The organism is Paenibacillus whitsoniae, from assembly GCF_003955665.1.
GTDB lineage: Bacteria > Bacillota > Bacilli > Paenibacillales > NBRC-103111 > Paenibacillus_E > Paenibacillus_E whitsoniae.
This window is the reverse complement of record NZ_RXHU01000094.1, coordinates 41,554-66,180: the sequence shown is the minus strand read 5'-3', so window position 1 is coordinate 66,180 and position 24,627 is coordinate 41,554. Positions and strand designations below refer to the sequence as shown.

19 protein-coding genes are annotated in these 24,627 nt (G+C 53.0%); 3 read left to right on the top strand and 16 right to left on the bottom strand.

What is annotated here, in order from left to right; translation table 11 throughout:
* Positions 1–10 precede the first annotated feature (10 nt).
* Positions 11–406, bottom strand: coding sequence for a hypothetical protein (locus EJQ19_RS26990; protein ID WP_126144332.1), 396 nt, complete (start codon positions 404–406; stop codon positions 11–13).
* A gap of 257 nt (positions 407–663) precedes the next feature.
* Here EJQ19_RS26990 and EJQ19_RS26985 point away from each other — a divergent pair, with 257 nt between their 5' ends.
* The gene (locus tag EJQ19_RS26985; protein WP_126144331.1) at positions 664–861 is read left to right on the top strand and encodes a PspC domain-containing protein; all 198 of its coding nucleotides are present in this window, start codon (positions 664–666) and stop codon (positions 859–861) included.
* Positions 862–950: 89 nt separating this feature from the next.
* Here the strand turns inward: EJQ19_RS26985 and EJQ19_RS26980 are convergent, their stop codons facing one another.
* From EJQ19_RS26980 to EJQ19_RS26970, 3 genes are all read right to left on the bottom strand, one after another.
* Positions 951–1,802, bottom strand: coding sequence for a carbohydrate ABC transporter permease (locus EJQ19_RS26980; protein WP_126144330.1), 852 nt, complete (start codon positions 1,800–1,802; stop codon positions 951–953).
* The gene (locus EJQ19_RS26975) at positions 1,762–2,724 is read right to left on the bottom strand and encodes a carbohydrate ABC transporter permease (protein WP_126144329.1); all 963 of its coding nucleotides are present in this window, start codon (positions 2,722–2,724) and stop codon (positions 1,762–1,764) included. The genes EJQ19_RS26980 and EJQ19_RS26975 overlap by 41 nt, the downstream gene beginning before the upstream one ends.
* Positions 2,725–2,806: 82 nt before the next feature.
* Positions 2,807–4,123 (bottom strand): ABC transporter substrate-binding protein, encoded by a 1,317-nt coding sequence (locus tag EJQ19_RS26970; RefSeq protein ID WP_126144328.1) that lies wholly within the window; start codon positions 4,121–4,123, stop codon positions 2,807–2,809.
* Positions 4,124–4,351: 228 nt separating this feature from the next.
* Here EJQ19_RS26970 and EJQ19_RS26965 point away from each other — a divergent pair, with 228 nt between their 5' ends.
* Positions 4,352–6,679 (top strand): helix-turn-helix domain-containing protein, encoded by a 2,328-nt coding sequence (locus EJQ19_RS26965; protein WP_241243102.1) that lies wholly within the window; start codon positions 4,352–4,354, stop codon positions 6,677–6,679.
* A gap of 75 nt (positions 6,680–6,754) precedes the next feature.
* Here the strand turns inward: EJQ19_RS26965 and EJQ19_RS26960 are convergent, their stop codons facing one another.
* From EJQ19_RS26960 to EJQ19_RS26905, 12 genes are all read right to left on the bottom strand, one after another.
* Positions 6,755–8,107, bottom strand: coding sequence for a sulfatase family protein (locus EJQ19_RS26960; protein ID WP_126144326.1), 1,353 nt, complete (start codon positions 8,105–8,107; stop codon positions 6,755–6,757).
* A gap of 33 nt (positions 8,108–8,140) precedes the next feature.
* The gene (locus tag EJQ19_RS26955; protein ID WP_206438497.1) at positions 8,141–9,019 is read right to left on the bottom strand and encodes a carbohydrate ABC transporter permease; all 879 of its coding nucleotides are present in this window, start codon (positions 9,017–9,019) and stop codon (positions 8,141–8,143) included.
* A gap of 12 nt (positions 9,020–9,031) precedes the next feature.
* On the bottom strand, positions 9,032–9,922 hold the full coding sequence (locus tag EJQ19_RS26950) for a carbohydrate ABC transporter permease (protein ID WP_164716736.1): 891 nt from the start codon (positions 9,920–9,922) through the stop codon (positions 9,032–9,034).
* A 77-nt stretch (positions 9,923–9,999) separates the two neighbouring features.
* Entirely contained in the window at positions 10,000–11,352 is a 1,353-nt protein-coding gene (locus EJQ19_RS26945) for an ABC transporter substrate-binding protein (RefSeq protein ID WP_126144324.1), read from the bottom strand.
* Positions 11,353–11,516: 164 nt separating this feature from the next.
* Positions 11,517–13,145 carry a response regulator gene (locus EJQ19_RS26940; protein WP_126144323.1) on the bottom strand — a complete coding sequence of 543 codons (1,629 nt, stop codon included), beginning with the start codon at positions 13,143–13,145 and terminating at the stop codon, positions 11,517–11,519.
* Positions 13,142–14,941 carry a cache domain-containing sensor histidine kinase gene (locus EJQ19_RS26935; protein WP_126144322.1) on the bottom strand — a complete coding sequence of 600 codons (1,800 nt, stop codon included), beginning with the start codon at positions 14,939–14,941 and terminating at the stop codon, positions 13,142–13,144. Before EJQ19_RS26935 ends, EJQ19_RS26940 begins: the two co-directional genes overlap by 4 nt.
* A gap of 39 nt (positions 14,942–14,980) precedes the next feature.
* Positions 14,981–16,528 (bottom strand): ArnT family glycosyltransferase, encoded by a 1,548-nt coding sequence (locus EJQ19_RS26930; RefSeq protein ID WP_126144321.1) that lies wholly within the window; start codon positions 16,526–16,528, stop codon positions 14,981–14,983.
* Between the two features lie 141 nt (positions 16,529–16,669).
* Positions 16,670–17,515, bottom strand: coding sequence for a carbohydrate ABC transporter permease (locus EJQ19_RS26925; protein ID WP_126144320.1), 846 nt, complete (start codon positions 17,513–17,515; stop codon positions 16,670–16,672).
* 12 nt (positions 17,516–17,527) lie between these two features.
* Complete coding sequence (locus EJQ19_RS26920; RefSeq protein WP_126144319.1) at positions 17,528–18,406, bottom strand: carbohydrate ABC transporter permease; 879 nt, start codon at positions 18,404–18,406, stop codon at positions 17,528–17,530.
* Between the two features lie 77 nt (positions 18,407–18,483).
* Positions 18,484–19,821 (bottom strand): ABC transporter substrate-binding protein, encoded by a 1,338-nt coding sequence (locus EJQ19_RS26915; RefSeq protein ID WP_126144318.1) that lies wholly within the window; start codon positions 19,819–19,821, stop codon positions 18,484–18,486.
* A 153-nt stretch (positions 19,822–19,974) separates the two neighbouring features.
* Positions 19,975–21,567: a response regulator gene (locus tag EJQ19_RS26910; protein ID WP_164716735.1), complete on the bottom strand. Its 1,593-nt coding sequence runs from the start codon at positions 21,565–21,567 to the stop codon at positions 19,975–19,977.
* Positions 21,542–23,371 carry a sensor histidine kinase gene (locus tag EJQ19_RS26905; protein WP_126144316.1) on the bottom strand — a complete coding sequence of 610 codons (1,830 nt, stop codon included), beginning with the start codon at positions 23,369–23,371 and terminating at the stop codon, positions 21,542–21,544. Before EJQ19_RS26905 ends, EJQ19_RS26910 begins: the two co-directional genes overlap by 26 nt.
* 234 nt (positions 23,372–23,605) lie before the next feature.
* Here EJQ19_RS26905 and EJQ19_RS26900 point away from each other — a divergent pair, with 234 nt between their 5' ends.
* On the top strand, positions 23,606–24,589 hold the full coding sequence (locus EJQ19_RS26900) for a glycoside hydrolase family 43 protein (RefSeq protein ID WP_126144315.1): 984 nt from the start codon (positions 23,606–23,608) through the stop codon (positions 24,587–24,589).
* Positions 24,590–24,627 lie beyond the last annotated feature (38 nt).

Sequence of the window (24,627 nt, the reverse complement as noted above, 5' to 3'; positions counted from 1 at the left end):
GCATGAACGCCTACATATGAATGGCAGAAAATACAACATCAATGATTTCTCCTCTAGCTTGATTCAAAAAACCGAGCGAAGTCTGCTGCAGTCGTTCGGTGGAGATGCAAGCAGTCAGAAGCAGCTTGTCCCTAACATAATAGATCGACATCTCGTAAGGTGATGAGAGGCTTTTAACCGCGTCGCCGATATTCGTGTGTTTGAACGACTCGGGCAGTAAGATCGCGTAAATCAAATATATCGGCTCTTGCGGAAACTGGGTCAATTGAAAAAATTCTCTATACGTCGAATGCGCGGTGGACGTCCAGCGAAAACCGAATTGATAGTCTCGCTCTTCCTTCCAGTGCGGTTCAAACTGATCTGACAATTCAATAAATTGCTGACGATAGTAAGCAATAAGATTCATAAAAATCCCCCCTCGTTGTCCACTTATCGTAACCAGGATTTGTTTGGGAAAATCCGTTTTAATTTTTAGGAAAACATGATTTTCCTTCACACAACGCTAACGAAATTAGGAGGTCGGAACCATTCCCCGACTTAAGGCGGGCCTCATAAACCGCCGCAGGTCCGTTTTCAAAGGGCTGTCCGAACGCTACAATAGGATCATAAGCAAATGAAACAAATCGTTACCACACTTTCAATCCTAAGAGGAGATGTTTAAATATGAACAAACTATTTAGATCGACAGCGGATGCAAAAGTAACAGGTCTTTGCGGCGGTATTGCCGAATGGCTGGGCGTGAATGCAACCCTCATTCGTCTGCTCGTGGTTCTCGCGGCGCTGAGCAGCTTCGGCACCGTGATCATTCTGTACTTCGTCGGCTCTATGTTGATTCCGAAAATGCCGTACAGCCATTTTTAATGGGACTATGCGCACGCAAAAGAGGCCTACCGGCAACATGCCGGTCGGCCTCTTTCTATATGCCCAATCACGGGTCCTCTCGGTTAAGCTTATTCTTTCACGGCTCCAGCGGTCAGGCCGGCCACCATATACTTTTGGAAAAACAGAAATAAAATCACGATCGGAATCGTCGCCGTCACGCACACCGTCATAATGTTCGCCCAGTCATAGGCAACCTCGCCCATGTACCGGATCGAGATGCCCGGATTCAGCGTACGTAAGTTGTCTTTGTTGATAAGCGTAAGCGAATAAAGCAAATCGTCCCACGACAGGATGAACGTGTAGATGCCGACGGAGAAAATCCCTGGCTTCGACAGCGGAAAAATGATGCGGAACAAAATGCCGAACCGGCTGCAGCCGTCGATTTTGGCTGCTTCTTCGAGCGAATGCGGGATGTTGTCGAAGAACACCTTGATCATCCAGATCGAGAACGGCAGCGAAGCCGTCGTCAAGGCGATGACCAGACCGGCGTGTGTATTGAGCAAGCCGTACGATTTGTACATCGCGTACAGCGCGATGAGCAAGGAAACGACCGGCAGCATCTGCGTGGATAAGATCGCGAACATCAGGGCATTTTTAAATTTAAAATGAAACCGGGAGAACCCGTAGCCTGCAAACATCGCGATCAGCAGGGTGATCAATGTCGTGCACAAACTCACGAACAGACTGTTGCGGTAATAAATCACAAAATAATTGTCCGCAAACAGCTTCGCATAGTGGCTCAGAACAGGCTTCTTCGGCACCCACTCCGGCGGAATGTTGAAGAGTACGGAATTGTCTTTAAACGACGTGACAAACATCCAATACAGCGGGAAGATGAGGAACAGAACGAAAAGGAGCAGCAAGGCGTACTGCCCGAGATTAGGCAGCTTGCTTTTGTTTGACAGCGCGGATTTTTGCATGCTTCTTCCCCTTTCCTGATGCCGGCGCATCTTCACCTAGTGCGAACAGCTTGTTGTAGAGACCGGAAATGATCACCATAATTATGAGCCACAGTGCACCGATCGCCGCACCTTTGCCCAAATTCATCTGCACGAATGCCGCTTTATAGCTGTAGATGGCAAGCGTGGTCGTCTTGTTCAGCGGACCGCCACCCGTCATGATCCAGAAAAGCGGGAACATTTTGAAATTCTCGATGATGGAGATCAACGTGATCGTCTTGATGTTGTTTTTCAGCAGAGGCAGTGTGATGTTCAGCAGAATCTGCCTGCGATTCGCACCGTCAATCCGCGCCGCTTCGTACATGTCTTCAGAGATGCCCTGCATGCCTGCGAGCAGCATCGTGCTCATGAACGGCAATTGGCGCCAAAGCGCGGTCACGATAACCGCCGGCAGTGCGAGATCCATATTGGTTAACCATTCCTGCGGCTTGCCGATGATGTGGAGCTGCTGCAGCACATAGTTAATCAAGCCGTATTGCGGCTGGAACAGCCACATCCAGAGCAGCGCCGAGACAATCGTCGGTACAATCCACGGAATGAGAATGAGCGTACGGAAAAATTTTTTAAACCGAATCGAGCTATTAAGAATGAGCGCCAGCGACATGCCCAGCACAAATTGGACAGAGACGATGCAAACAACATACGTTAAGGTGACGCGCAGCGCGGAGAAAAATTCCCCATCCTGCAAAATTTCTTTATAGTTGGCAAAATCGTTCCAGGGCTGGTTCTTCATGCTGAGCAGCGATACTTTAAAGAAGCTCATATAAATGGACTTCACAATCGGAATGCCAATCGTAAAGAGCAGCATCGCAATCGCCGGCACAATCAACACGAGTAAAAAAGCGCGATCCTTGGCCAGCTCTGAAATTCTTTTTCCTTTCATACAGTGGTCACTCCTATCCGGATAAGGTGGGAGAATCCCCTTCGGACTGTCCGTAGGAACTCTCCCGCCAGATGGTTGTCGATTATTTCAAAGATGTTTTCAGCTTCGCATCCAATTCCTGCGCAGCTTTCTCTGGTGGAGCGGTATCTGTCGACACTTTCAGGAGCGCATCGGCAATATCGATGTAGGCTTGCTCCATGCCGGGATGATTTTTCGGCAGCGGCTGAATGTTGTTCATTTGCTGCATCAGCACTTTATCAAACTCGCTCTCCGTGAACATCGAGCTTAACGACTTGCGCGCGGAGATAACATCGTTCTGTTTGTGATAGATGGAGATGGCGTCTTTATCCGTCAAATATTTAATGAAATCGGCGGCTGCTTGCTTGTGCTTGGAATCCGCGGAGATGACGAGCCCGTGCGCCTCGCCGATGGATACACTCTTGCCGGTTGCGCCAGCTGGAATCGGAGCCGCGCCCCAGACTTTATCGAACTCTTCGCCTTTGCCGCTCAAATTGCGGAATACGGCCTTGCCGTAATTACCGTCCACATACATGCCCAATTGGCCGATGGAGAACAGGTTTCGCAGATCTTTCAGCTTGGCGCCGGATGGACCGATGCCGTCTTTCACCAAATTTTTGTAATAATTCAGCGTGCTCACCATTTCCGGTGTATTCGCGTTCACTTTGCCGTCCTTATCCAGGATCGAGCCGCCGAAGCTGTACAGATTGCGCATCGCAATCTCCCCGTTGATCGCCAACTTATCAGTAGGCTCGCCAAAGCCGTAAATTTTTTGACCACTGTCGGTTTTCAGATTGGCAATGATTTTCGCATCATTCAGCAGTTCATCCATCGTAGCAGGTGCTTTGTCCGGCAAGCCGGCTTTTTTGAAAATATCTTTATTGTAGTAAAGAATGTACGGCGTCGGTGCCCAAGGCACGCCCATCAGCTTGCCGTTGTAGGAGAAATCTTCTTTAAAGCTCGGCATAAGATCGTCAACGTACGCCTTGCCCATCAGATCGTCCAGCGGTGTAATGATGTCGGAAGCGGCATAGGAGCCGAACCAGGCCGGGAATGTTTGAATAATGTCAGGTGCGTTACCGGTGGAAGCCATAACGAACGTCTGCTGTTTAATATCGGAAAAAGGAATTCCGACAAATTCGATTTTGACATTCGGCGTTTTCGCTTCATAGTTTTTCACCATTTCTTCCAGCGCGCCTTTGGTCGCCGCTTCGCTGATGCTCCACGAAGCGAATGTCAGCTTAATCGGTTCATTGCTTTTGCCGGCGTTAGCTGCCGTGGAAGCTTCCGCTCCCGTATCTGTGTTGTTCCCGCATGCGGTCAGCGCTCCCATAACTAATGCCGCCGAGAGCGTCAGGCTTGCCGCTTTTTTCATATTCATTGTTCGTTCCTCCCTTTGTGTTGAAGCCCCTTAAGTTGTGCCGGTTCTGTCTCTATTATTGCGGCATGCCCCCTCCTCCGTATATCGCCAATCCGCGACGAATGCGCATAAATCCTGACTTTGCGCATCATCAACTCCTGACATTGCTCATCGATTCGTGACTTTTGAAGGGCATTCCCTCCGCAAAGCCACCATTTGTGGCATAATAGAACTACTATTTTGAAACAGGTGATAGCGCTGAACGCGATAATGAAACTCCGCACGTATATCCGGGACTTGCCCAAATTATTCTGGACCTATTTTGCTTCCTATTTTATTGTGATTGTACTCCCGCTCGCGGCGTTGAGTTATGCTTCCTACAGTTTTACCGTATCGACCTTGGAAAATGAGCTTAGCCAAGCGACTATTCACGCCGCCAAGCAAAAAAACGCTTCCGTGGAGAACGCGGTGGCGGAGATGCAATCGATTGCGATTCGCATCGGGCTTGAGGGAAGGATCACAAGCTTTTTGAACGAACCGGGGAATCCGTTTCTGCTCAATGAAGCCCGCGATATTCTGAAAACGGCGGCAGCGGCCAACCAGGCTATTCAATCGATCGATTTCTACGCCAAAGATAAGAATCTGATTCTGGCCTCGGACGGCTACACGCGCACCTATACAGGCGCTGACAAAGATAGCTGGATTCCAGCCGGCACGGACTCCCCCGCTTCAGGAATCTGGCTATCTTCCCGTCCAGGCAACAATTATGATCTGGACAATATTGTCACCTATGTCGTCAAGGTTCCGATTCAGCGGGCCGGTTTCCAAGCGCTGCTTGCGGTACACATGCATGAATCCGTCCTAAACGGGCTGCTGCAAAAATTGGAAGGCAACCAGCATACGACAACCTATATTGTGGATGCAGAGGGCAACCTGGTGTCTTCTTCAGCTACTCAACACCCGGATGCAGGACATGTGCAAGCGCTGTTTCGTGAAAGTCTTCTTGACGGCACAGACATCGGCTATCGCATTCTAAAGCAAGGCAGGGAACGAGACCTGCTGACCTACGTCCGAACACTACACAATGGCTGGAGCATCGTGACGGAGACGCCGCTTCAATACTTGCTCTCCAAGCTTTCCTACATTCGCAGCGTCGCTTGGGCTGCCTTCATTGTACTCGTTGCGCTCGGCGTTGTCCTGTCATATGTCATGTCGAGACGCATGGTCAGTCCAATTCAATTGCTTTTAAAAAAGACGATTCCTTACAACCAGCGCAGCTCTTTGGCCGGCAGTCCCTCTTCTCCGCAGCGCAACGAGCTCGAAACGATTTCACACGTGCTCGATCATGTCCTCGGCAAAAATGAGGCATGGGAGCAGCAGTTTCACATGAATCTGCCTGTGCTGAGGGAGCGTTTTCTGCTTGGGCTCGTCAACAATAAGATTAGTTCCCTGCCGGAAATGATGGGGAAACTGGACTTTTTACACCTGAACTTCTCCGGCAGCTTGTATGTTGTATTTCTGATTGAAATTGACGACTACAGCCTGCTCGTGGACAGTTATTCCGTCACGGATCAAAATTTGTATAAATACGCCATTATGAATATAGCGGAGGAAATTGCCGCAGAGCGCTATACCGCCTTATCCGCGGAGCTGGATGAGAATCAACTGCTGCTGTTGGTCAACCTCGACGGTCAGCCGCTGAACGTCAAAACGGAGCTTATGCAGCTTGGCGAGCAGATGAAAAGCATCATTGACCGGCTGCTCAAGCTGTCGGTCACCATCGGCATCGGCAGCCCTTACGGGCAGCTGACCGACGTGCACTATTCGTACAAGGAAGCCTCGGATGTTATTCGTGCCAAAATCGTCGCAGGTACGAACACCGTGCTGTGCTATGAGGATTTGGTGAAGGAAGCGGAATCTGAGTTTTATTTGCCGCCGCATTTTGCGACGCATATGGTAAACTTTCTAAAGGCTGGCCAAGTGGATGAAGCGATCGGCAGTCTGGACGAGCTCTATGGCCAGATCAAGGTGCGTACCAAGCTCAGCGAAGAAGTTATTTTTCGCGCGTACAGCCAAATTATTGAAGATCTTCTGCGAAGCGTGGCCGAGCTTCATCTCTCGACGGAAGCCATCTTCGGCACCAACCACAACCTGTTCCGGGAGCTGGCTGCCAAAGAAACGATTCACGCGATTCACGCATGGATCTGCGGCATCGTACGACGCATTCATGACGCGCTGGAGCTTCATCAGCCCAAGAAAAATGCTTACATTGATACCGTGCTCGCCTATATGGACGCCAACTTCCATCAAGACTTGTCCGTTGAGATGATTGCCGATCAGGTGAATCTGAACCCGGCTTATCTCAGCCGCATGTTCAAGCAGGAGGTGGGCAAAACGCTGCTGGAATACTTGACGATCAAGCGGCTTGAGGTGAGCAAAGGGATGCTTATAACATCGGAAATGACGATTCAGGAGATCGCGGCCAGCATCGGATACAACAATGTCAACAGCTTTATCCGCTTTTTCAAAAGGTATGAAGGCGTCACGCCCGGCGACTTCCGGAAAGCGGCGCGGTAGCGCCCCAAGCCAGTTGCCCGTCAGCTTCCTCCAACAGCAAAGAGAGCCAAGCAATACGCCTGGCTCTCTTTCTATTCAGCTGTTCACTTCGGTTGCACTCACGCTGCGCTGCCCCGCTTCCACGACCGGCGCCGGCACAATCTCCGGCACGGTCGCTTCGCCGGCTTCCGCCATGCGGCGAAGCAGCCTGGCCTTCATCGCATCCGCGACCTCGCGGTGCGAAGCAACCCCGATGAGGTTGCGCAGCTCGTACGGATCGGAAAGCAAATCGTACAGATAGCTCTCCTCATAGCGGTCGGAGCTTGCGTCCGTGAACGCATTTCGGTCCGGCGCGGTGATGCCGTATTTCCAGCGCTTCGTTCGGACGACGCGGCCGACTTCGGATTCGCTGATCTGCGCGAATGCTTCCTCCGGCCAAGCTTCGGCCGTGCCGCGCACGAGCGGCAGCATGGAGCGGCCCTGCATCTCAGCCGGCACCGGTAGGCCAGCGGCGTCGAGCAGCGTGGGCGGCAGGTCGATCAAGCTGACCAGCTCGCGCACTTGCCGGCCGCCGAAGAAGCCCGGCCCCGTGATCGCGGTCGGCACACGAAGCGACGCATCGTGGCCGGAACGTTTATATTCACCGTTGCGCGTCTTGAAGTGGTTGCCGTGATCGGACGTGAAGAGCACGATCGTATTCTCGTCCAGCTCCAATGACTTGAGCGCGTCCATCACACGGCCGAGCGCTTCGTCCAGCCGCTTGACCATGCCGTAGTAGCCCGCGATGTGCTCATGCGTCGTGCCGCCAAGCGCGGCCAGATCCGGCGGAATCCACCCGCCCCGGTACCGCTCGGCGTAGCCATCCGGCGCCGGATAATCGTCGCGGTGGTTCTGATGATGCGGCTCGAGGTACGACACGAACAGGAAGAACGGATCATCCTGATGACGATCGATATACCGAATCGCCGCATCCGTCATGGCATCGACGCGGTAGCCCGGCAGCTTGACGGCTTCCCCATCATTATTATAAAGAACGGTGTGGTACGCATCCGAGCTGAATTCCAGCACATCGGCCGCCAGCCACTCCTGATAGCCGCCGCGCTTCGAGGCCGGCACCGGCTCTTCGTGGGCCAGATGCCATTTGCCGATATACCCCGTATGGTATCCCGCCTCGTTAAAATGGTGCGCCAGCGTACTCGCATCCTCCGGCAGCGGAATGCCGTTGACAAAGCAGCCCGTCGTTGTGGCGTATTTGCCCGTCTGCAAACATGATCTAGCCGGTCCACACACAGGCTGGCACGTAAAGGAATGCGTGAAATGCGCGCCCTGCAGCGCCATGCGGTCGAAGTTCGGCATCAGCCCCATCGGGTTGCCGTGCAAGCCTGACGTATCCCAGCGCTGCTGGTCGGTAAAGAAAACGATCACATTCGGACGTTTCGGTTTGCTCACGATAGATTTCTCCTCCTATAATCTCAGTTGGTTTTACTCTTTGACGCCGCCGGCGGTTAATCCTTCCACCATGTACCGCTGCAGGAACATGAAGACGATGAGCAGCGGAATCGTCGCGGCAGCCGCAGCCGCCGTCGCGCCTGACCAGTTGGCGGAATACTCGCCGAGATAGGTCAACGATAAGCCGGGGCTCAGCGTTCTTTTGCCAATGTCGCTAACCAGCGTCAGCCCGAACAGGAAATCGTCCCATGCAATGAGGAATGTATAGATCGCAATCGCCATAATACCCGGCTTGGACAGCGGGACGATGACCGTGAACAGCGTTTTGAACCGCGAGGCGCCGTCAATTTCTGCGGCTTCCTCCAGCTCACGGGAGATGCCGTTGAAGAAAGTCCGCATCAGCATGATGGAGAACGGTAGCGACGTGGAGGTCGAGGCCAGAATGAGCACAAAATGCGTATTGAGCAGATGCAACGCCTGATACTGGGAATACAGCCCGATCACCAACGTGACGGTCGGAAACATTTGTGCGGACAGGAACAGCAGCGTCAGCAGGTTAGCCCCTTTGAATTTGAAGCGGGACAACGCATACCCGGCAAAAATCGAGACAAAGATACAGACAATCGTAGCGCCTGAAGCGACAATCAATGTATTTTTATAAAAGGTGAGAAACACCGATGATTTCAAAATCTCGAGGTAGCTTGCAAAATTCGGGTGCAGCGGGAACCATTTCGGCGGCAGCTGCAGCAGCTCCGCGTTCGTGTGAAGAGACGTGACGACGATCCAATATACCGGGAACATCAAGAAAAGGAGGATCGCCGCGAGAAATAAATAGCTGCCCAGCTCGCTGTTTCTGGATTTCTTCTTGCCAGCCGCGCGGGCGACCGGCACTGTTTTGGTTATAGCATTCAAGCTGCTTACCTCCTATCGATCGTCCCGATTGGTCAGGCGTGTGAAAATCATGGAAAAGGCGAACAAGAGCACGAGCCAGATGACGCCAATCGCCGAAGCTTTGCCCATCTCATATTTCGAGAACGCGGTAAAATACGTCATAATCGCGAGCGACGTAGTGCTGCCCGCAGGACCGCCGTTGGTCAGCGTGAAGAACAGCGTAAACATTTGAAAGTTATTAACGATCATGATCAACGTTACGCTGGAAATGACCGGTTTGAGCATCGGCAAGGTAATGTTCGTAAAAATGCGCCAGCTGCTCGCCCCGTCAATGCGCGCCGCTTCATACAAGCTGCCGGAAATGCCTTGCAGCCCCGCCAGCAGCATCACCGATACGAGCGGCGTTTGCCGGAATACGGCGACGACGATAATGCTCGGCAGCGCCACGCTCATCGTGCGAAGCCAATTGATATTGGCATCAATCATTCCCAGATGTACCAGCGTATAGTTGAGCACGCCGTAATCCCCTTGATAAATCCACATGAAAATGAGTGCGGTTACAATTGTCGGGATCGCCCACGGGATCATGATGATGCTGCGGAAGAAACCGCGGAACTTGATGTTCCGGTTTAACACGACCGCCAGCGCCATTCCTAGCATCAGATCGAGAATGACCGTGATGACGACGTAAACGAGCGTAACGCGCAAGGAATGATAAAACTCGGAAGAGCGCAGCAGCTCGGTGTAATTGGCAAAACCGTTCCAATGCTTATCCGGCGAGAGCAGCGAGTAATCGGTAAAGCTCATGAGCACAGACTTGATCAGCGGGCTGATAATCGTCAGCGCCAGCAGGGCGATTGACGGCAGCAGCAGCACCGTGGCGAAAATAATATTTTTATGATGCCGGGTTAACCTTACGTTCACTTTCTCTCCCTCCATCCTGTTCGGCTATGGCAAGCGAAAGGCGAAAGCGCAGTCACGCCTTCGCCTGATGCCGGTCTCTATTTTTTGTATAGTTCTTTAATTTTAGGAACAACGGTCGAGATCGCTTCGTCCGGGCTTTTTCCGCCTTCGGTTACGATGACGATCATATCTGTCGAATTTTTCATCGCATTATCGAACTTCGGATTCGTAGCCGGAAGCGGCGACGCCGATTTCATCTGTTCGTTAAACACTTTAGAATACGTATCCTCGTTCATTTCCGGCAGTGCCGCGATCGATTTGCGAGAAGACATGACGCCATTCAGCTTATGGTAAATGCCCATCGCTTCCTTGGAAACGAGGAACTTCACGAACTCCGCCGCTTCCGGCTTGTTCTTGCTGCCTGCCGACACGACGAGCTGATGTTCGGTGAAGAACGTTTCGCTTTTGCCGGTTTTGCCGACGGGAACCGTCGTGACTCCCCACTCTTTATCAAACTCTGCGCCCTTGCCGCTCATGTTGCGGAAATTCGTCCGGCCGAAGTCGCCATCCACAATCATGCCGAGTGCGCCAGTCGCAAACATCGGCCGAAGATCGGACATCATCGAGCCTTTCGGAGAAATTTTGCCGCCGATCATATCTTTCATATACGAAAGCGCGTCCTTCAGCGCCGTGCCTTGATCGTAAACAATGTTGCCTTGGTCATCGACGAACTTACCACCGTACGAATACGCAATCCGCAGCAGCATGTTGCCTGTGTACGAGTCGGAAGCGCCCGTCTCGCCGATACCGTAGATCGGCGTGCCTTTCTCGTCTTTGCCGAGGGCGGCAATTTTCTTTGCATCCTGAATCATCTCGTCCCACGTTGTCGGCGGTTTCTCCGGATCAAGCCCAGCTTTCTTGAACAGCGTCTTGTTCCAGAACAGCGCGCTCGGATGCGGCGCCCACGGCATTGCCATTACTTTGCCATCAAACGTGACCCCGGCTTTGCTGCCGTCCACGATGTCGCTCATCATCTCCCCGCCAAGCAGATCGTTTAGCGGGTCCGCAATTTTGGCGCCGACAAAAGCTGGCGTAAAATTCTGGTTAGACATCGTCACATCCGGCGGATTGCCGCCGGCCGAGCTAACGAGCACTTGATCCTTGAATTGGGCAAATGGAATGCCGATGGACTTCACTTTGATGTTGGGATGCGTCTTCTCAAACTCTGCGATTAGTTGGTTATACGCTTCTTTCGTCCCGTCTTCGACCGAGATCCAGTTTGCAAACGAGATTTCGACCTGCTTCCCCCCTTTCGCTCCTGCCGCACCGCCGCTTGGCGCAGCCGAGCCTGTCGTCTCCGTTGTTGAGCCCGTATCTGATCCGCAAGCTGTCAGCATCATCATGAAACTGAGCGTTGTCGCGCCTACTGCCATTTTCCCCCGTGCTTTCATGCGCTTCCCTGCCTTTTTGTTGTTTTATCGGCTTTCCTTGCTGCCGTACCCTAATTATAGGGGGGCTTTCCGCCGATTTTTGTTCTTTTCTTCGGCACCTTTTGTCATGATTTCGTACAAAAAGACCCTTCATTCTTGTTCGGAAGAAGAAGGATCTGAAACGGCTACCCCTTTTTTCGCTTAAATTCGAGGGGCGTCATGCCGGTCACTTTTTTAAAAACTTTCGATAAATAGCTGCCGTCCGGATAGCCGACCTTCTCGCAGAGCTGGCCGATCGGCGTCTTGCCTTCCACGATCAGCTCTTTCACTTTCTCGATGCGCACTTGGGTCAAAAAGTCATTGAAGGAAATGCCGGTTTCTTTCTTGAACAGCTCGCTCAAATAATTGCGATTGAGGTGCACGTAATCTGCCGCTTCCTGCAAGGAAACCCCGGCCGCATAGTTCGCCTTGACGTAGTCGCACACCTTGCGAATCGCTTCGCTGTACGGGTGCTGAAACGCATGCGCTTCCTCCATCGCTTGAACGGCGCGCGCCAACAGCCACTCGTTCACGTGCTCGAACGTCGGCAGGCTTGCGATCACTTCATGGGGGCGCTCAGCTTCCTGCTGCCGCACATCATCAAGCCCCGCCGCGGCCTTGAGTCGGCGCACCGTCCGCTGCAGCAAAAACACAGCTTCGATGCAGAACGCTTTCAGCTCTTTCTCTCTCCACGCCATAGTTTGGCCTACTTCCTCCATGACCAATCGGAGATAGGGAACGATGCGGTCAAACTCGTCGCGATCCAGCAGTTCGGACAGATGATCCAACTGGTGCTGTCGCCGCTCAGGGCCGCCACCCGCACCCTTGTCCTCATCCACGTACCAAGCGATGCTTCGCCGCGCGTAAAATTGTTTATGACTCAGCGCCAATCTCGCCTCTTCAAACTGCTCGGCCAGCGATGTCAATTTCATTGCAGGCAAGGAGATGCCGACGGAAACCGATAAACCGAGCAGTTCAAGCAGGTAGCCGGAAATCCGGTGCGCGTGGCGCAGTGTCGTCTCGCGGAGCGATTTCTCTCCCCAGTCTCCGTAATTGTACAGCGCCACATACGTATTCTCTTCCGCAACAAAACAGCATCCGCTATCCGTTTCAACCCGCAGCGTTTCATCAATGATGTTGATCACAGCGGATTCGAGCAGCTCGGGCTCGCTGATCTTGGCGCGCTCTTTTACTTCCCCGTGCTCGTCGCTTCGCAGCACCATCATCATGAGGTGCTTGCCGCGAAGCGGTATGCGGAACATCCGCATCTTCTCCTCAAATTCCGCGGCTTGGACAGCTGCCCCGCGCAGCAGGTCGCGGAAGAACAAAGAGCGCAGCGCATATTGATTGCCGTTGAGCTCGCTTTTTAAACTAAACACTTCGCGCTGGCGCATCCGCTCCTTGTCAATCGCTTCCTGTGCCTTGAGCAGCGCTTGGCGAAGATCGTCAGGCGTAATTTCCGCCTTTAGCAAATAATCGTAAGCCCCGGCCTTGATCGCCTCGGACGCATAATGAAACTCACTGTAGGAGCTTAGGATGAAGCTCACAATAGAGGGGCGCTCCGCCTTCAGGCTTCGGATCAGTGCGATGCCGTCCATGACCGGCATTTTAATATCCGTGATCACCACGTCGATTTCGCGGGTTCGGCACACCTCCAGCGCCTCTTTACCGTTGCTGCAATTCGCAATCAGTTGAACCCCCAGTCCCGTTTGATTCAGCAAAATTTCCAGCCAGCGACGAATTTGCGCTTCGTCATCCACCAGCACGATGTTCATTTCCGTTTCAACTCCTCTACCCGCATAAAGACCGGCCAATTTAACGCAATGCTGGTGCCCCGCTCATCCGCATGAAGCACCTGCAAGCCGAACTTCTCCCCAAAATGCGTGCGCATCCGGGTCTGCACATTGCGCAGCCCAACGCCTCCCGCCGAGGCTAGCACACGCTCTGTCAGGGAACCGCTTCCGATTTCCTCCGACATGGCAATGCCGACACCGTTATCCGTAATCCGCAGCCTGATTTCGCCCGCTTCCTCCCAGGCTTGAATCACGATTTCGCCTGGCCCTTCCTTCGGCTCGATCCCGTGGAAAATCGCATTTTCCACCAACGGCTGCAGAAGCAGCTTCAACGTCCGATACGAGCCGATATGCTCCTCAATCTCAAAATGCACCTGCAATTTGTCATACTGCCGCGCCATTTGAATATTGACATAGTTCTGGAGGTTGTCCAACTCTTCCCCAATCGTGATGTACTCGCTTTCGTCCGATAATGTCTTGCGAAGCAGCTTCACCAGCGAAACGATCACTTGATCCACCTTTTCTCTCGTTTCGGTCAGCAGTAAGGAACGAATCGACGCCAGCGTGTTATATAAAAAATGCGTATTAATTTGCGACTGCAAATTTTGCAGCTCGGATTTGCGCTTCAAATCCTGCTCGACAATGACCTGGTCGTGCAATTCCTCGATGCGTTCGACCATCTGATTGAATTTCCCGGCGAGCTCCCCAATCTCGTCATTGCTGTGAACCTTCGTCCGTTCGCTCAGATCGCCCATTTCAACCCGCTTCATACTGGCATACAGCCTGCGAATCGGCACCGAGAGGCGGCTCGCAATGACATAGGACAGGATGACCGAAAGCAGCATCAGACCGGCAAGTCCAATAAGCGTAATCCACTTGGATCGCGTCACATTCGCAAGCAGCGTGTTCAGCGGCGTATACGAGACGATCGTCCAATCCGTGGAGCTGACTTTATGGTATGTCACCAGCATCGGCTTGCGGTCGATGGTTACGTTAAACCGGCCTTCATCCCCGGTAAATTGTTTATAGTACGGGGCCTGTGTCATGCTTTCCGCAAGGCGGTGCTTGTCTGTAGCGGAAACGACGGTGCCCCCGCGATCGAAAATAAGAATCTGCTCGCCTTCGCTCGCCGCATCCCCATACTGCTTGTAGATAAAACTCTCGCCTACATTGATCATGAGCATGCCCACCGTCGTATTGCTCTCAAAATCTTTCAGCAAGCGAATCGCCGATACGTAGTAGTCGTCGTTAATGGTCGGCGTCAAGCTCGGCGACGGATTTGTGATCCAGACAATGCCCCCGTTCTCCTTCACCGCCTCTTGAAACCAGCTGTCGCCCCGAAATGTGTCAATCCCAATCTTCGGTCCGTTATAGAACGTATGCAGCTCCACATTATTAAACCCGAAAATCGAGGTGTAGTAATCGAGCCATGTGTAGGCATACCGGTACGAAACGATCAGCTTGGTCAAAAACTGCCGCTGCAGCCGCTCTTGGTACGCCTGGTCGCCCGCCGGGCTTTGCAGCAGGGAACGCAGCTCTTCGTTGGAAAAATAAATATTGGAAATCGCCGTCAAATCGGACGCCATGATGCCCAGCTTCTGCGAAATCAAGCCAAGCGACTTCAGCTTCGCTTCGCCGGCCTGCTTCTCGATCGTATTGCTGGAAATCGTCAGCGAGAAATAGCTGAAGATGCTTAACGGCACCACCACCAACGCGAGAAAAGCGAGCAGCATCCGATGCTGAACGCTGCTGCGCTTGATAAATATCCGCTTGAGCATGATGATAGCCCTCCTTCTCTTGCGATGATCATGGCCAGCTTAAAGGCCGGTCGCCTTGTCGTTCGTTTGCTCAGCTTTTCTTCGTTTCTCCACACCCCTGCCGAGCGTCAGGCAGCCAAACCCTGCAATGGCAGTGAAGAAGGGCATGATGTCCAGCCTGTAGCGCACTTGCACTTCAATCACGAGATGAAGCGCCGCATAGGCGAGCAGCAGAGCAAGAAGGAAGAGAACCGGTCCTTTCTCCGGGCTTTCTTGCGGCCTTCCGGCATTTCTTGCACGCTTAAACAACAACACATACAGCGCAGCAAATCCCATGACGGCCATCGCCATATACTGCGCCCGTTCCATAGCCAGAACATTTAACGGCAAATACGTGCGATCCGTGCCTTCCAGGCTCCACAGAATCGATTCGTCATTGCCGGCCCACATCACCGCCCATTTTGAAACGAATAAAGCAGGCATCGCTTTCACATCGTGCAGGCGCTCCATAAACCGCATCTTTTCCATATGATTCCGCTGCTCGCCGAGCGGGAATTGCGAAGCGTAGACCGCATCATCTTCGTTCCAGAAGCCGTAGGAGCTGCTGTTCATCCCCACCATAAACTTCCAATACGGCTCCTGGTTGGCGTATAGATTGACCTCCGTCACCCCTTGCGCAATCAGCGTGTAGGCTACGGCTTGCTGCATGATCAGGTACACGGCTGCGAATACTGCCGCTTTCTTCGCCAGTTCGCCGAGCTGGTAACGAAGCTTGCCTTCTCTCTGCCACGCCACCGCCAGCAGGAAGAGCAATAAGATCCCGGCGTAAAAAGCCCCCATCGGCCGAAACGTCGTCCCCGCCGCAAACAAAACTCCCACAGCCGCCATCCCCCACGGTGATTTCCGATGCCTAAGCGCAATCGCCGCCCAGCATCCTGCCGCGAAGAACAGCGTAGACAAGTGCTGATTGGACAGCACCGCGCTCATGAGCAGATTCGGCACATAAGTAGCATAGAGAAGGCCGGCCATTCTGCCGCTTGTCTCGCCAAACACGTTCGCAGCGATCCGATACACCAGCACCACAGTCAGCGTATCGAACAGTACGTTGAACAGTTTAAGCGGCAAGAGCCCTGGACCGAACCACGAGAGAATGAGCCCTTGATACAGCGTATACCCCAGCTGGTAGACCCAGCGTACATAATACTCCGAATGGCCAAATGAAAAATCCCCCGCAGCCGCCTTCTGCGCGTTCTCGTACAGCACCCGGAAGTCCGATCCGGGCTGCGTGTCCAAGTAGAATACGGCGGCAAGGCGCAAACTGACGGCGACAGCCAACAGGCCGAGAAGAAAGCTACCGCGGGAAGCCGGCCGCTTGTGCAGCCATAAGCCGACGCCTGTGTAGGCGGCCAGTACCGTTATAAGGAGCCCCAGTGTCACCGCCGGATGGCTCTCCAGCCCGATCCGCAGATCGGGGAAGCCGGCGAGGCCCAGCGTAATATCCCGATGGCCGGCTAAGCCGGTGCGAGCGACCAGACTGAACAAAAAGACGCAGGCAAAGAAAAGAAGGCCTGCCCATAAAATGACTTTTTCAAGTTTTCGAACGATCATGCGCCCCCGTAATTACCATGAAATCCTTGCTTCAATTATCTTCTAAGAGAGTACCACGCTTTGCGAGCGCAAAGCAAAAAAAACGTCCTGATGGCCGAGACCAAAAGAGACGCTTCATGCACATATTTCGTTAGCTACGTGTTACCCTTTTACCGCCGATCCGACAGTCAACGCTTTCTCCACCTGTTCGCTGAACAGCACATACACCAGCACGGTCGGCAAGGAAGCAATCGTCATCGCTGCCCCCATCGCGCCCCAATTCGTCGTGAACTGTCCTTGGAAGAAGAGTAGGCCGAGCGGCAATGTTTTGAGCGACTCCTTCGTAATGAGAATGAGCGCCATCGTGAATTCGTTCCACGCCGACAAGAAGACGAAAATCACCATCGTCGCAATCGCAGGCTTAATAATCGGCAAAATGATCGTGTAGAACGTCCGATAAATGCTCGCGCCGTCCATGCACGCCGACTCTTCCAGCTCGACCGGAATGCTCCGGAAGAAGCCGTAGAACACCATACTCGAAAAGGATAGGTTGAACGCGATGTACGGCACAATGAGTGCCCAGTACGTGTTCGCCAAATGGAAATCCCGAACGAGAATCGCCAGCGGGATCATGATGACCTGAACGGGAATGAACATCCCGATCACCACGTACACACGGGCTGCTTCCTTCAGCCGCCATTGCATACGCGCGACCGCATACGAGAACGTGACGGCTAGCACGATCGTACCGACGACCGTCGATGCCGCGACGAGCAAGGAATTGCAGAAATAGACCGGCACATTGAACCGCGACCAGGCGTCGAAATAATTTTCAAACCGCAAATGCAGCGGAATGCCGAACGGATTCGTCACGAAAATTTCGTTGTTATTTTTAAAAGAATAGAACACCATCCACACCAGCGGATAGACCGACAGCGCGGCATAGATCCAGAGGAAGGCGCCGAGCAATGGGTTCTTGGCCTTCAGTTTGCGCAAGGTCAGCATCATCGCCAGCCCTCCTTAATATGTGATCCGTTCTCGGGCAATGAGACGGTTGATCGCGAGTGTCACGATGAGACATTCGATGACGAGGAACGCCGCGGCTGCGGAGCCGTAGCCGAACTCCCCGACCCTGAACGCCGAGCGGTACATGAGATAGGTCAGCGTATACGTCGAGTTGCCCGGGCCGCCGCCCGTCATAATGAACATGTTGGCGAAGGCGTTAAGCCCTCCTGTGATGGCCAGCACGAGGCAAAATTTATACGTTTCCGCCAGCATTGGAATGGTAATTTTCCAGTGCGCTTTCCATTTGGACGCGCCGTCGATGCGAGCCGCCTCCAGGTACTGCTCCGGAACCGATTTGACAGCCGCGAGAATAAGCGCGAACTGGTAGCCCATATACTGCCACGCGTTGACGAAGGCGATGGCAAAAATCGCCGTTTTGCTGTTGCTGAGCCAATCTTGCCGGTAGGAGATGCCGAGTGCCTCAAATATTTTATTAAATAGTCCATATTCACTGTTATACATCGCCAACCACAGCTGACAGACGACCGTGATGGAAAGCACGACCGGAATGAAATAGGAAATGCGCAGAATTTTGCTGCCTTTAAACCCTTCCGCGACGGTAAAAGCCAGCACCGTCCCGATGCCGATCTGCACGACGGCCAGAATAGCGGCAAAGACGAGCCCATTGTACAGCGACGTGTAGAAAATACGGTCATGAAACAACTGCACATAGTTGTCTAGAAAAATAAATGTTCCTTGACTGAGACCGTCCCATTCAAACGTACTGCGATAAAACGTCTGCAAAATCGGATAAAACACGATGACCGAATACAGCAAAAGCGCCGGCAGCGTAAAAAGCGCAATGGCCGTTTTGTTGCCCATAAATTTGTTCATCCCATCACATCCTCCTGGTGTGAAAAACTCACACCGCCCGGCCTCGGCACAGTGTGAGTTTCTCCATCCCAACTGAATTATTTTGCTGCGGGCGCCGCTTTGCTGACATCCTTCACAAACTGATCGGCTGTATAGTTGCCGGTCATCAGGTTCTGAGCCGCATCTTCGAGCGCAGCTTTGAATTTGGCGTTGGAGAGACCCCAGGAGAACGCCGTCGTGCTGGTCGTTTTCGGAATATCCTTGGACAGCTGCTCCATCATCGGAGGGAAAGGCTTCACGACCGGTTTATCCACCTTCGTCGCCACAATCGGATTGCTTCTATTCGTATATTTATATTCGGCATATTTCAAGGAAAGGAACGCCGCGACTTTCGCCGCAGTGTCTTTATCCTTCGTATTCGCCGACACCGCATAGCCGCCAGGGCCGCCGCTGCCGCTGAATGCGGTTTTGCCCTTCTCGTACGCCGCAGCGTCCGATGCAGGGATGTACATATAACCGACTTTATCGCCAAGCTCCTTCGTCGCCGCTTCAATCTCCCATTGACCGTTGACGAACATCGCCGCTTTGCCTTCGTGGAACAGCGCTGCCGCTTGGTCATAGTTCAAGTTCGTCGCGCCTTTCGGCAGCATACCGGCCTTAACCAGATTCACAATTTGCTCCGCCGCATTCTTGTACGCTGGGTCCTCTACCTTCGCTTGGCCTTTGTCCAGCTTCAGAATGCCGCCTGGCTCTGCGCGTGTAACGAACATGTCGTAAAGCGCGACGCAAGGCCACTTCTCTTTCGCGAACAGCGACAGCGGCGTGATGCCTTTGCTGCTGAACGTTTTCACCGCCGTCATCAACTCATCGTATGTGGTCGGTACTTTGACGCCGTTCTGCTGGAACAACTCTTTGTTGTAGTACAGCAGCGCCATTTCATTGCCCGCGTAAGGGAACGCGTAGGTATGCCCGTCGTCCGTTACGAGCGTGTTCATTGCGCTTGGCTGCATTTTGTCTTTGAATCCGAGCTTCGTGACGTAGTCGTCGAGTACGAGAATGTTATTCGACTTTTTGAACGTGTCAATGATGTCGAGACCCGCTTGGAAAATATCCGGCAAATTGCCTGTTGCCGCGTACGTTTTCAGCTTTTGCCCATCGTCCTGCGCTTGTACGTCCAGTTCCAGCTCCACGTTCGGCATCTCTTTCTTGAGCTCCGCTACCGCGTAGTCGTAAGGTGTTTTCGTATCTTCATCCGCATACTGCGCATAGATGCGAAGCTTGATCGGCTTGGCATCCTCTTTCTTCGCTGCGGCCGCCGTCGGTGCTGCTGTCTGTGCCGCCGGGGAGGACGCTTCTTTTGCCGTATCCGTGGAACCGCATGCCGCAAGACTTGAGCTGACCAGTACGCTTGTCAGTAAAACTGCCATTTTTCTCATCGATTTGACCTCCCAATCTGTGTGGAGAAGGCTTACCGCGTAAGCGTTTCTCTTTCCTTTACAACGTAAGTATAGAAGGAATGGGGGAGCGTGATAATGGAAAAACCGAGGGCTTCTTGTAAAATCCGCACATTCGCCTTCGGTTTTTTTCACTTAGCTGAATCGGTTGTTTTCATACTCGCTGGGGGAATAACCGAAAAACTTTTTAAAGCTCTTGCTGAAGTAGCTCGGATCGCTGTACCCGATCTGCTCCGCGATGTCGGCCAGGCGAATATTGCCCTTTCCGAGCATCTCCTTGGCTTTGTGCATCCGTACATGGGTCACATAATCCGTCACCGTCATGCCGATTTCCTTTTTAAACACCGCCCGCAAGTAGCTTGCGTTAATAAATACGTGCTGCGCAATCTGGTCGAGCTGCAACTCCGGGTCGGCGTAGCTGATCTCGATGTACGTCTTGGCTGCCTGCGCGATCTTTGAAGAGCGGGTTTTCCGGTGCTTGCCGGTATAATGGTGGGCCCTTTCAAATAATCTTTGAATCCATTCCAGCGCAGCATCAATCGTTTCCAGCCGCTTAATTTCGGTATATGGGAAGAACGACTCCCCGAAGCAGTCCTCGATCGGATGCCCATTCTCCGCCACATAGGACAGGCACACGGACACAAGTCCCATAGAGATCACATAGGTATAGTCCAGCGACAGTCTTTTCTCGCGGATCGTTTGGTAAATTTCTTCCAGTATCGTGTGAACTTGATCCTCGTTCTGCATGCGCAGCTGCACAAGCAGTTCCTCATTCATTTCCGCAGGATAAAAAGCTTGCCCGCCCGTTTCAAGCGTATGCGTACCGTAAGCGATCACGCGATCGCTGCCCAGCACGAACTTGTGCTGGAGAGCTTCCAGCGCCTCGAGATACGAATCTCGGATGCCCGAATAGCCGCTGTGGCTGCGGCCGACGCCAATCGTAATCGTGAATTTGAGATATTTTTTGACCAGAAAAATCAACTTCTCATAGCCGGCAAGCGCCGGTATTTCGAGTGCCTTCCGGTTCTTGTGCTCGACCAGACAAATGATGCGTCCCTCTGGTCCATTGAAAATCGTGTGACTCCCGCTCTCCTCCAGCGCCTCGTTCAAAATGTTGGTAACCGCGTATTTCCACAGCAGCCGCTCGCTGACCTGCGTCCATTTCTGATCCATCTGATCGATCTCGATGCAGGCGACCACATAGCAGCCGGAAGTCAGCGACTCCCCGAACTGTTGGAGCCGCTGCAAGGTCTCCTCATCGGAGTGGTGATAGTCGGGCCCGATGAGATGATTCAGGAAGCTCTCTTTCATGAGTTGCCGATTTTCCCGGAGTGTCGACTTCTCTTCCTGTGCCTTCAGGTGCTCCTTCTGCAAATTCAGCAAAGTCAACACAAGCTCGTCCTTCGAAAAAGGCTTCAAAATATAGTCTTCGACCCCAAGCTTCAGCGCCTTGCGGGCGTAATCGAATTCATTGTGCCCTGTGATCAGCACCACGCTCGTATCCGGGTACAACTCCTTCATGTGCTCGGTGAGCTGCAAACCGTCCATAAAAGGCATTGTAATATCGACGAGTGCAATGTCCGGCCGATGCTCCGCGGCCATGTCCAATGCTTCCAGTCCGTTTCTCGCTTCCGCACAAATTTCAAATCCATACGCTTCCCAGTCCAACACCGAGCGCAGGTAATCGCGAAAAATCAGTTCATCATCTACGATCAGTATTTTCTGCATGTGGTTCCCCTTCCTCATTCCAATTCGGCAGCCATAGGATTACACGCGTCCCCGCTTCCCGCTCACTGCTGATTTCAAGGCCGTATTCCTCGCCAAAATAAAGCTTCACGCGATTGCACACATTGCGCAAACCGAAGCCAATCCCTTCCTGCTCCGCCTCTATGGTGCGCTGCAGCTGCTGGAGCCGCTCCGGCGGCATTCCGACGCCGTCGTCGTGGACGGTGATTTTGATTTTTCCCGCTTCCACCGTTCCGCTGACATGCAGATGCCCGAAGCAGCCCTTCGTTTTTAACCCATGGTAGATCGCGTTTTCAACGAGCGGCTGAATGGTCAGCTTCGGAATCAATCCGTCCAGCACGGCGTTCTCAATGTCGAGTTCATAATTGAACACGTCCGAGTAGCGAATGCGCTGAATCGATAAATAGTCCTTCACATTGCGGATTTCCTCGGCAATGGTAATCGTTTCCCGCCCTTTGCTGAGCGCCACGCGATAAAAGTCCGCGAGCGCCTTCGTCGTCCGCTGCACGTCGCGCGCGCGTCCCATTTCGGACAGCGTGTAGATAACGTCCAGCGTGTTATATAGGAAATGCGGCTTGATCTGCGCCTGAATGAGCGCCAGCTCGTACTCCCGCTTTTTCTTCTGTTCAAAATTAATGCGCGTCAGCAGCTCCTGGATACGCCGAATCATCGCGTTAAAACCAGAGGAAAGCATCCCGAGCTCGTCCTCGGAATTTACAGGGAATTCCAGTTCCAGATTTCCTTCCTTGACCTTTTTCATGTGCTTGGTAAGGCCCATGATCGGCTTCGCAATCAGTTTCGACAGGACAGTCGCGCCGAGAACGGCAAATAACAGACAAAGCCCGCCGATCAGGAGGATCAGCACGGTTATTTTACGCGTGTCGGCCGTCAGGGAGTGCAGCGGCGCGATCGACACAAGCTTCCAGCCGAAGCGCGGCAGCTCCGAGCTGACCACGACATTCGCTCCGTTCTCGAAGGTGGCCAAGTCGGACGTGTTGTCGCTCGCGGCGATCCACGCCCGCAGCTCGGGATCCTGCACTTCCTGCAGCAGCTCCTGCGGATGCTGGGAGGACATGACGAGACCGCGGCCGTCCGCGATGAGATAGCTGCCGTCCTGAATCGAACCGATCGTCCTGTAAATCGCGGAAATCGAGCTTTCCTTCAGATTCAGCACGAGCAGCCCCAGCTTTTGCCCCGTGTTGATATTCACAATACGCTTGCCCAACGTCAGCACCGCGTCGTCGGGGCTCGCTGTCAAGTAGTTCCGCTTCTGAATCGGGAACCAGAGATTCGTTCCGTTCGAGGCGTCGATTTGTGTCAGCAGATCGCTTGCCAGCATGTCCGCCGTATTTCGCTCCATAAGGAAATTCGAGCCGTATACTTTATGCGAGCTGTCGATAAACGCGGCGGATTGCACATCCGGAAAAACGAGCATCGCATAGCTGAGCTGATTCGTAATCTGCGTGTAAAGCTGCAAATTGTTCTCGGAGGCGCCGCTTGTCAGGACTTCGTCCACCAGCACCCTGTTCAAGTTGATCGTGAGCATATTCGCGCAGCCTTCCACGTTTGTCAACATCCCATTGATCCGGGTGATAATGAGCGAAGAATTGTCCGTGACGTTCTTGATCGTCTTTTTAATAATGGCATTCGTATACATTTGGTTGGACACAACCCCGAGCACAAGCAGCGGGATGAAAATCAGCGGGACGTAGATGAACATGATTTTATGGCGAATGAGCAGATTGCGGAACCAGCCGCTCGGGCTCAATTTGGACAAGGCTCGCATGGGACATCCTTCCCTTCGTGAAGTGAGCGGAACTCATCTTCCGCATTGACATGCTCGTCTTATTGTAGAGGATTTTCGCCATGATTTGAAAAGAGGCACGTTGGACTGCCGTGTGGACATCGCGGAAAGATAAGACTTGATGTTTTGCCGGGATCGCCTATAATAGAAATAGTAAGTTCGTTTATTAAACTAACTATGTAGATCCTAAATTCTTGTGAGGAGTGCGAGAGCCGCATGAAGCCATCCGTTAAGCCCAAAGAACCGTTAGTCACGCATATCTACACCGCTGACCCTTCCGCCCACGTCTTTGAAGGCAAAATTTATATTTATCCCTCCCACGATCTGGATCACGATGGGCCCAGCAACGACAATGGCGATCAATACGCCATGGAAGACTATCACGTTCTCTCACTGGACGATTTCGATTCTCCTTGCGTCGATCATGGCGAAGCGCTGCACCTCCGGGATATCCCTTGGGCGTCTCAGCAGCTCTGGGCCCCTGATGCGGCGTATAAGAACAATACTTACTATTTGTTCTTTCCGGCCAGAGATCACGACGGCATCTTCCGAATCGGCGTAGCGACAAGCTCCTCGCCGGCCGGACCTTTCCAGTCGCAGCCTAGCTATATCGCAGGCAGCTACAGCATTGATCCTGCGGTGCTAGTCGATGAAGATAACCGCGCCTACATGTTCTTCGGCGGACTCTGGGGCGGCCAGCTCGAGAAATGGCAGACCGGCGCTTTCCTGCCGGACGCAGCGGGGCCAGACCCTTCCGCTCCTGCATTGGGTCCACGCTTCGCAGAGCTCAGCGAGGATATGCTTTCTTTCGCCGCGCCTCCGCGTGAAATTTCCATCATCGATGAAGATGGAAAGCCGATCCTAGCCGGCGACGAAGACCGCCGCTACTTTGAGGGGCCGTGGGTACATAAGTTTAAAGGTTATTACTACTTGTCCTACTCAACCGGAACGACCCACAAACTTGTCTACGCCATAAGCCGCAATCCCGAGGGGCCGTATGTGTTCAAAGGCACCATACTGACACCTGTCATCGGATGGACAACGCATCACTCCATCTTGCAAGTTGGAGAGAAATGGTATTTGTTCTACCACGACTGCTCGCTGTCCGACGGCGTCAATCACAAGCGCTGCGTCAAATATGCCGAACTGCACTATAACAGCGACGGCACGATTCAAACGATCGATCCTTACGGCGAGTAGTCTCTATATGGAAACGGAGCCCGCTTCCCGCGCGGCTC

What these genes read in the sequence shown, in the direction of transcription:
- EJQ19_RS26990 (WP_126144332.1), bottom strand. Translation starts at nt 406, where the DNA reads ATGAATCTTATTGCTTACTATCGTCAGCAATTTATTGAATTGTCAGAT.
- EJQ19_RS26920 (WP_126144319.1), bottom strand. Translation starts at nt 18,406, where the DNA reads ATGAACAAATTTATGGGCAACAAAACGGCCATTGCGCTTTTTACGCTG.
- EJQ19_RS26900 (WP_126144315.1), top strand. Translation starts at nt 23,606, where the DNA reads ATGAAGCCATCCGTTAAGCCCAAAGAACCGTTAGTCACGCATATCTAC.
- EJQ19_RS26930 (WP_126144321.1), bottom strand. Translation starts at nt 16,528, where the DNA reads ATGATCGTTCGAAAACTTGAAAAAGTCATTTTATGGGCAGGCCTTCTT.
- EJQ19_RS26980 (WP_126144330.1), bottom strand. Translation starts at nt 1,802, where the DNA reads ATGCAAAAATCCGCGCTGTCAAACAAAAGCAAGCTGCCTAATCTCGGG.
- EJQ19_RS26935 (WP_126144322.1), bottom strand. Translation starts at nt 14,941, where the DNA reads ATGCTCAAGCGGATATTTATCAAGCGCAGCAGCGTTCAGCATCGGATG.
- EJQ19_RS26910 (WP_164716735.1), bottom strand. Translation starts at nt 21,567, where the DNA reads ATGCAGAAAATACTGATCGTAGATGATGAACTGATTTTTCGCGATTAC.
- EJQ19_RS26975 (WP_126144329.1), bottom strand. Translation starts at nt 2,724, where the DNA reads ATGAAAGGAAAAAGAATTTCAGAGCTGGCCAAGGATCGCGCTTTTTTA.
- EJQ19_RS26940 (WP_126144323.1), bottom strand. Translation starts at nt 13,145, where the DNA reads ATGAACATCGTGCTGGTGGATGACGAAGCGCAAATTCGTCGCTGGCTG.
- EJQ19_RS26925 (WP_126144320.1), bottom strand. Translation starts at nt 17,515, where the DNA reads ATGATGCTGACCTTGCGCAAACTGAAGGCCAAGAACCCATTGCTCGGC.
- EJQ19_RS26905 (WP_126144316.1), bottom strand. Translation starts at nt 23,371, where the DNA reads ATGCGAGCCTTGTCCAAATTGAGCCCGAGCGGCTGGTTCCGCAATCTG.
- EJQ19_RS26915 (WP_126144318.1), bottom strand. Translation starts at nt 19,821, where the DNA reads ATGAGAAAAATGGCAGTTTTACTGACAAGCGTACTGGTCAGCTCAAGT.
- EJQ19_RS26945 (WP_126144324.1), bottom strand. Translation starts at nt 11,352, where the DNA reads ATGAAAGCACGGGGGAAAATGGCAGTAGGCGCGACAACGCTCAGTTTC.
- EJQ19_RS26985 (WP_126144331.1), top strand. Translation starts at nt 664, where the DNA reads ATGAACAAACTATTTAGATCGACAGCGGATGCAAAAGTAACAGGTCTT.
- EJQ19_RS26970 (WP_126144328.1), bottom strand. Translation starts at nt 4,123, where the DNA reads ATGAATATGAAAAAAGCGGCAAGCCTGACGCTCTCGGCGGCATTAGTT.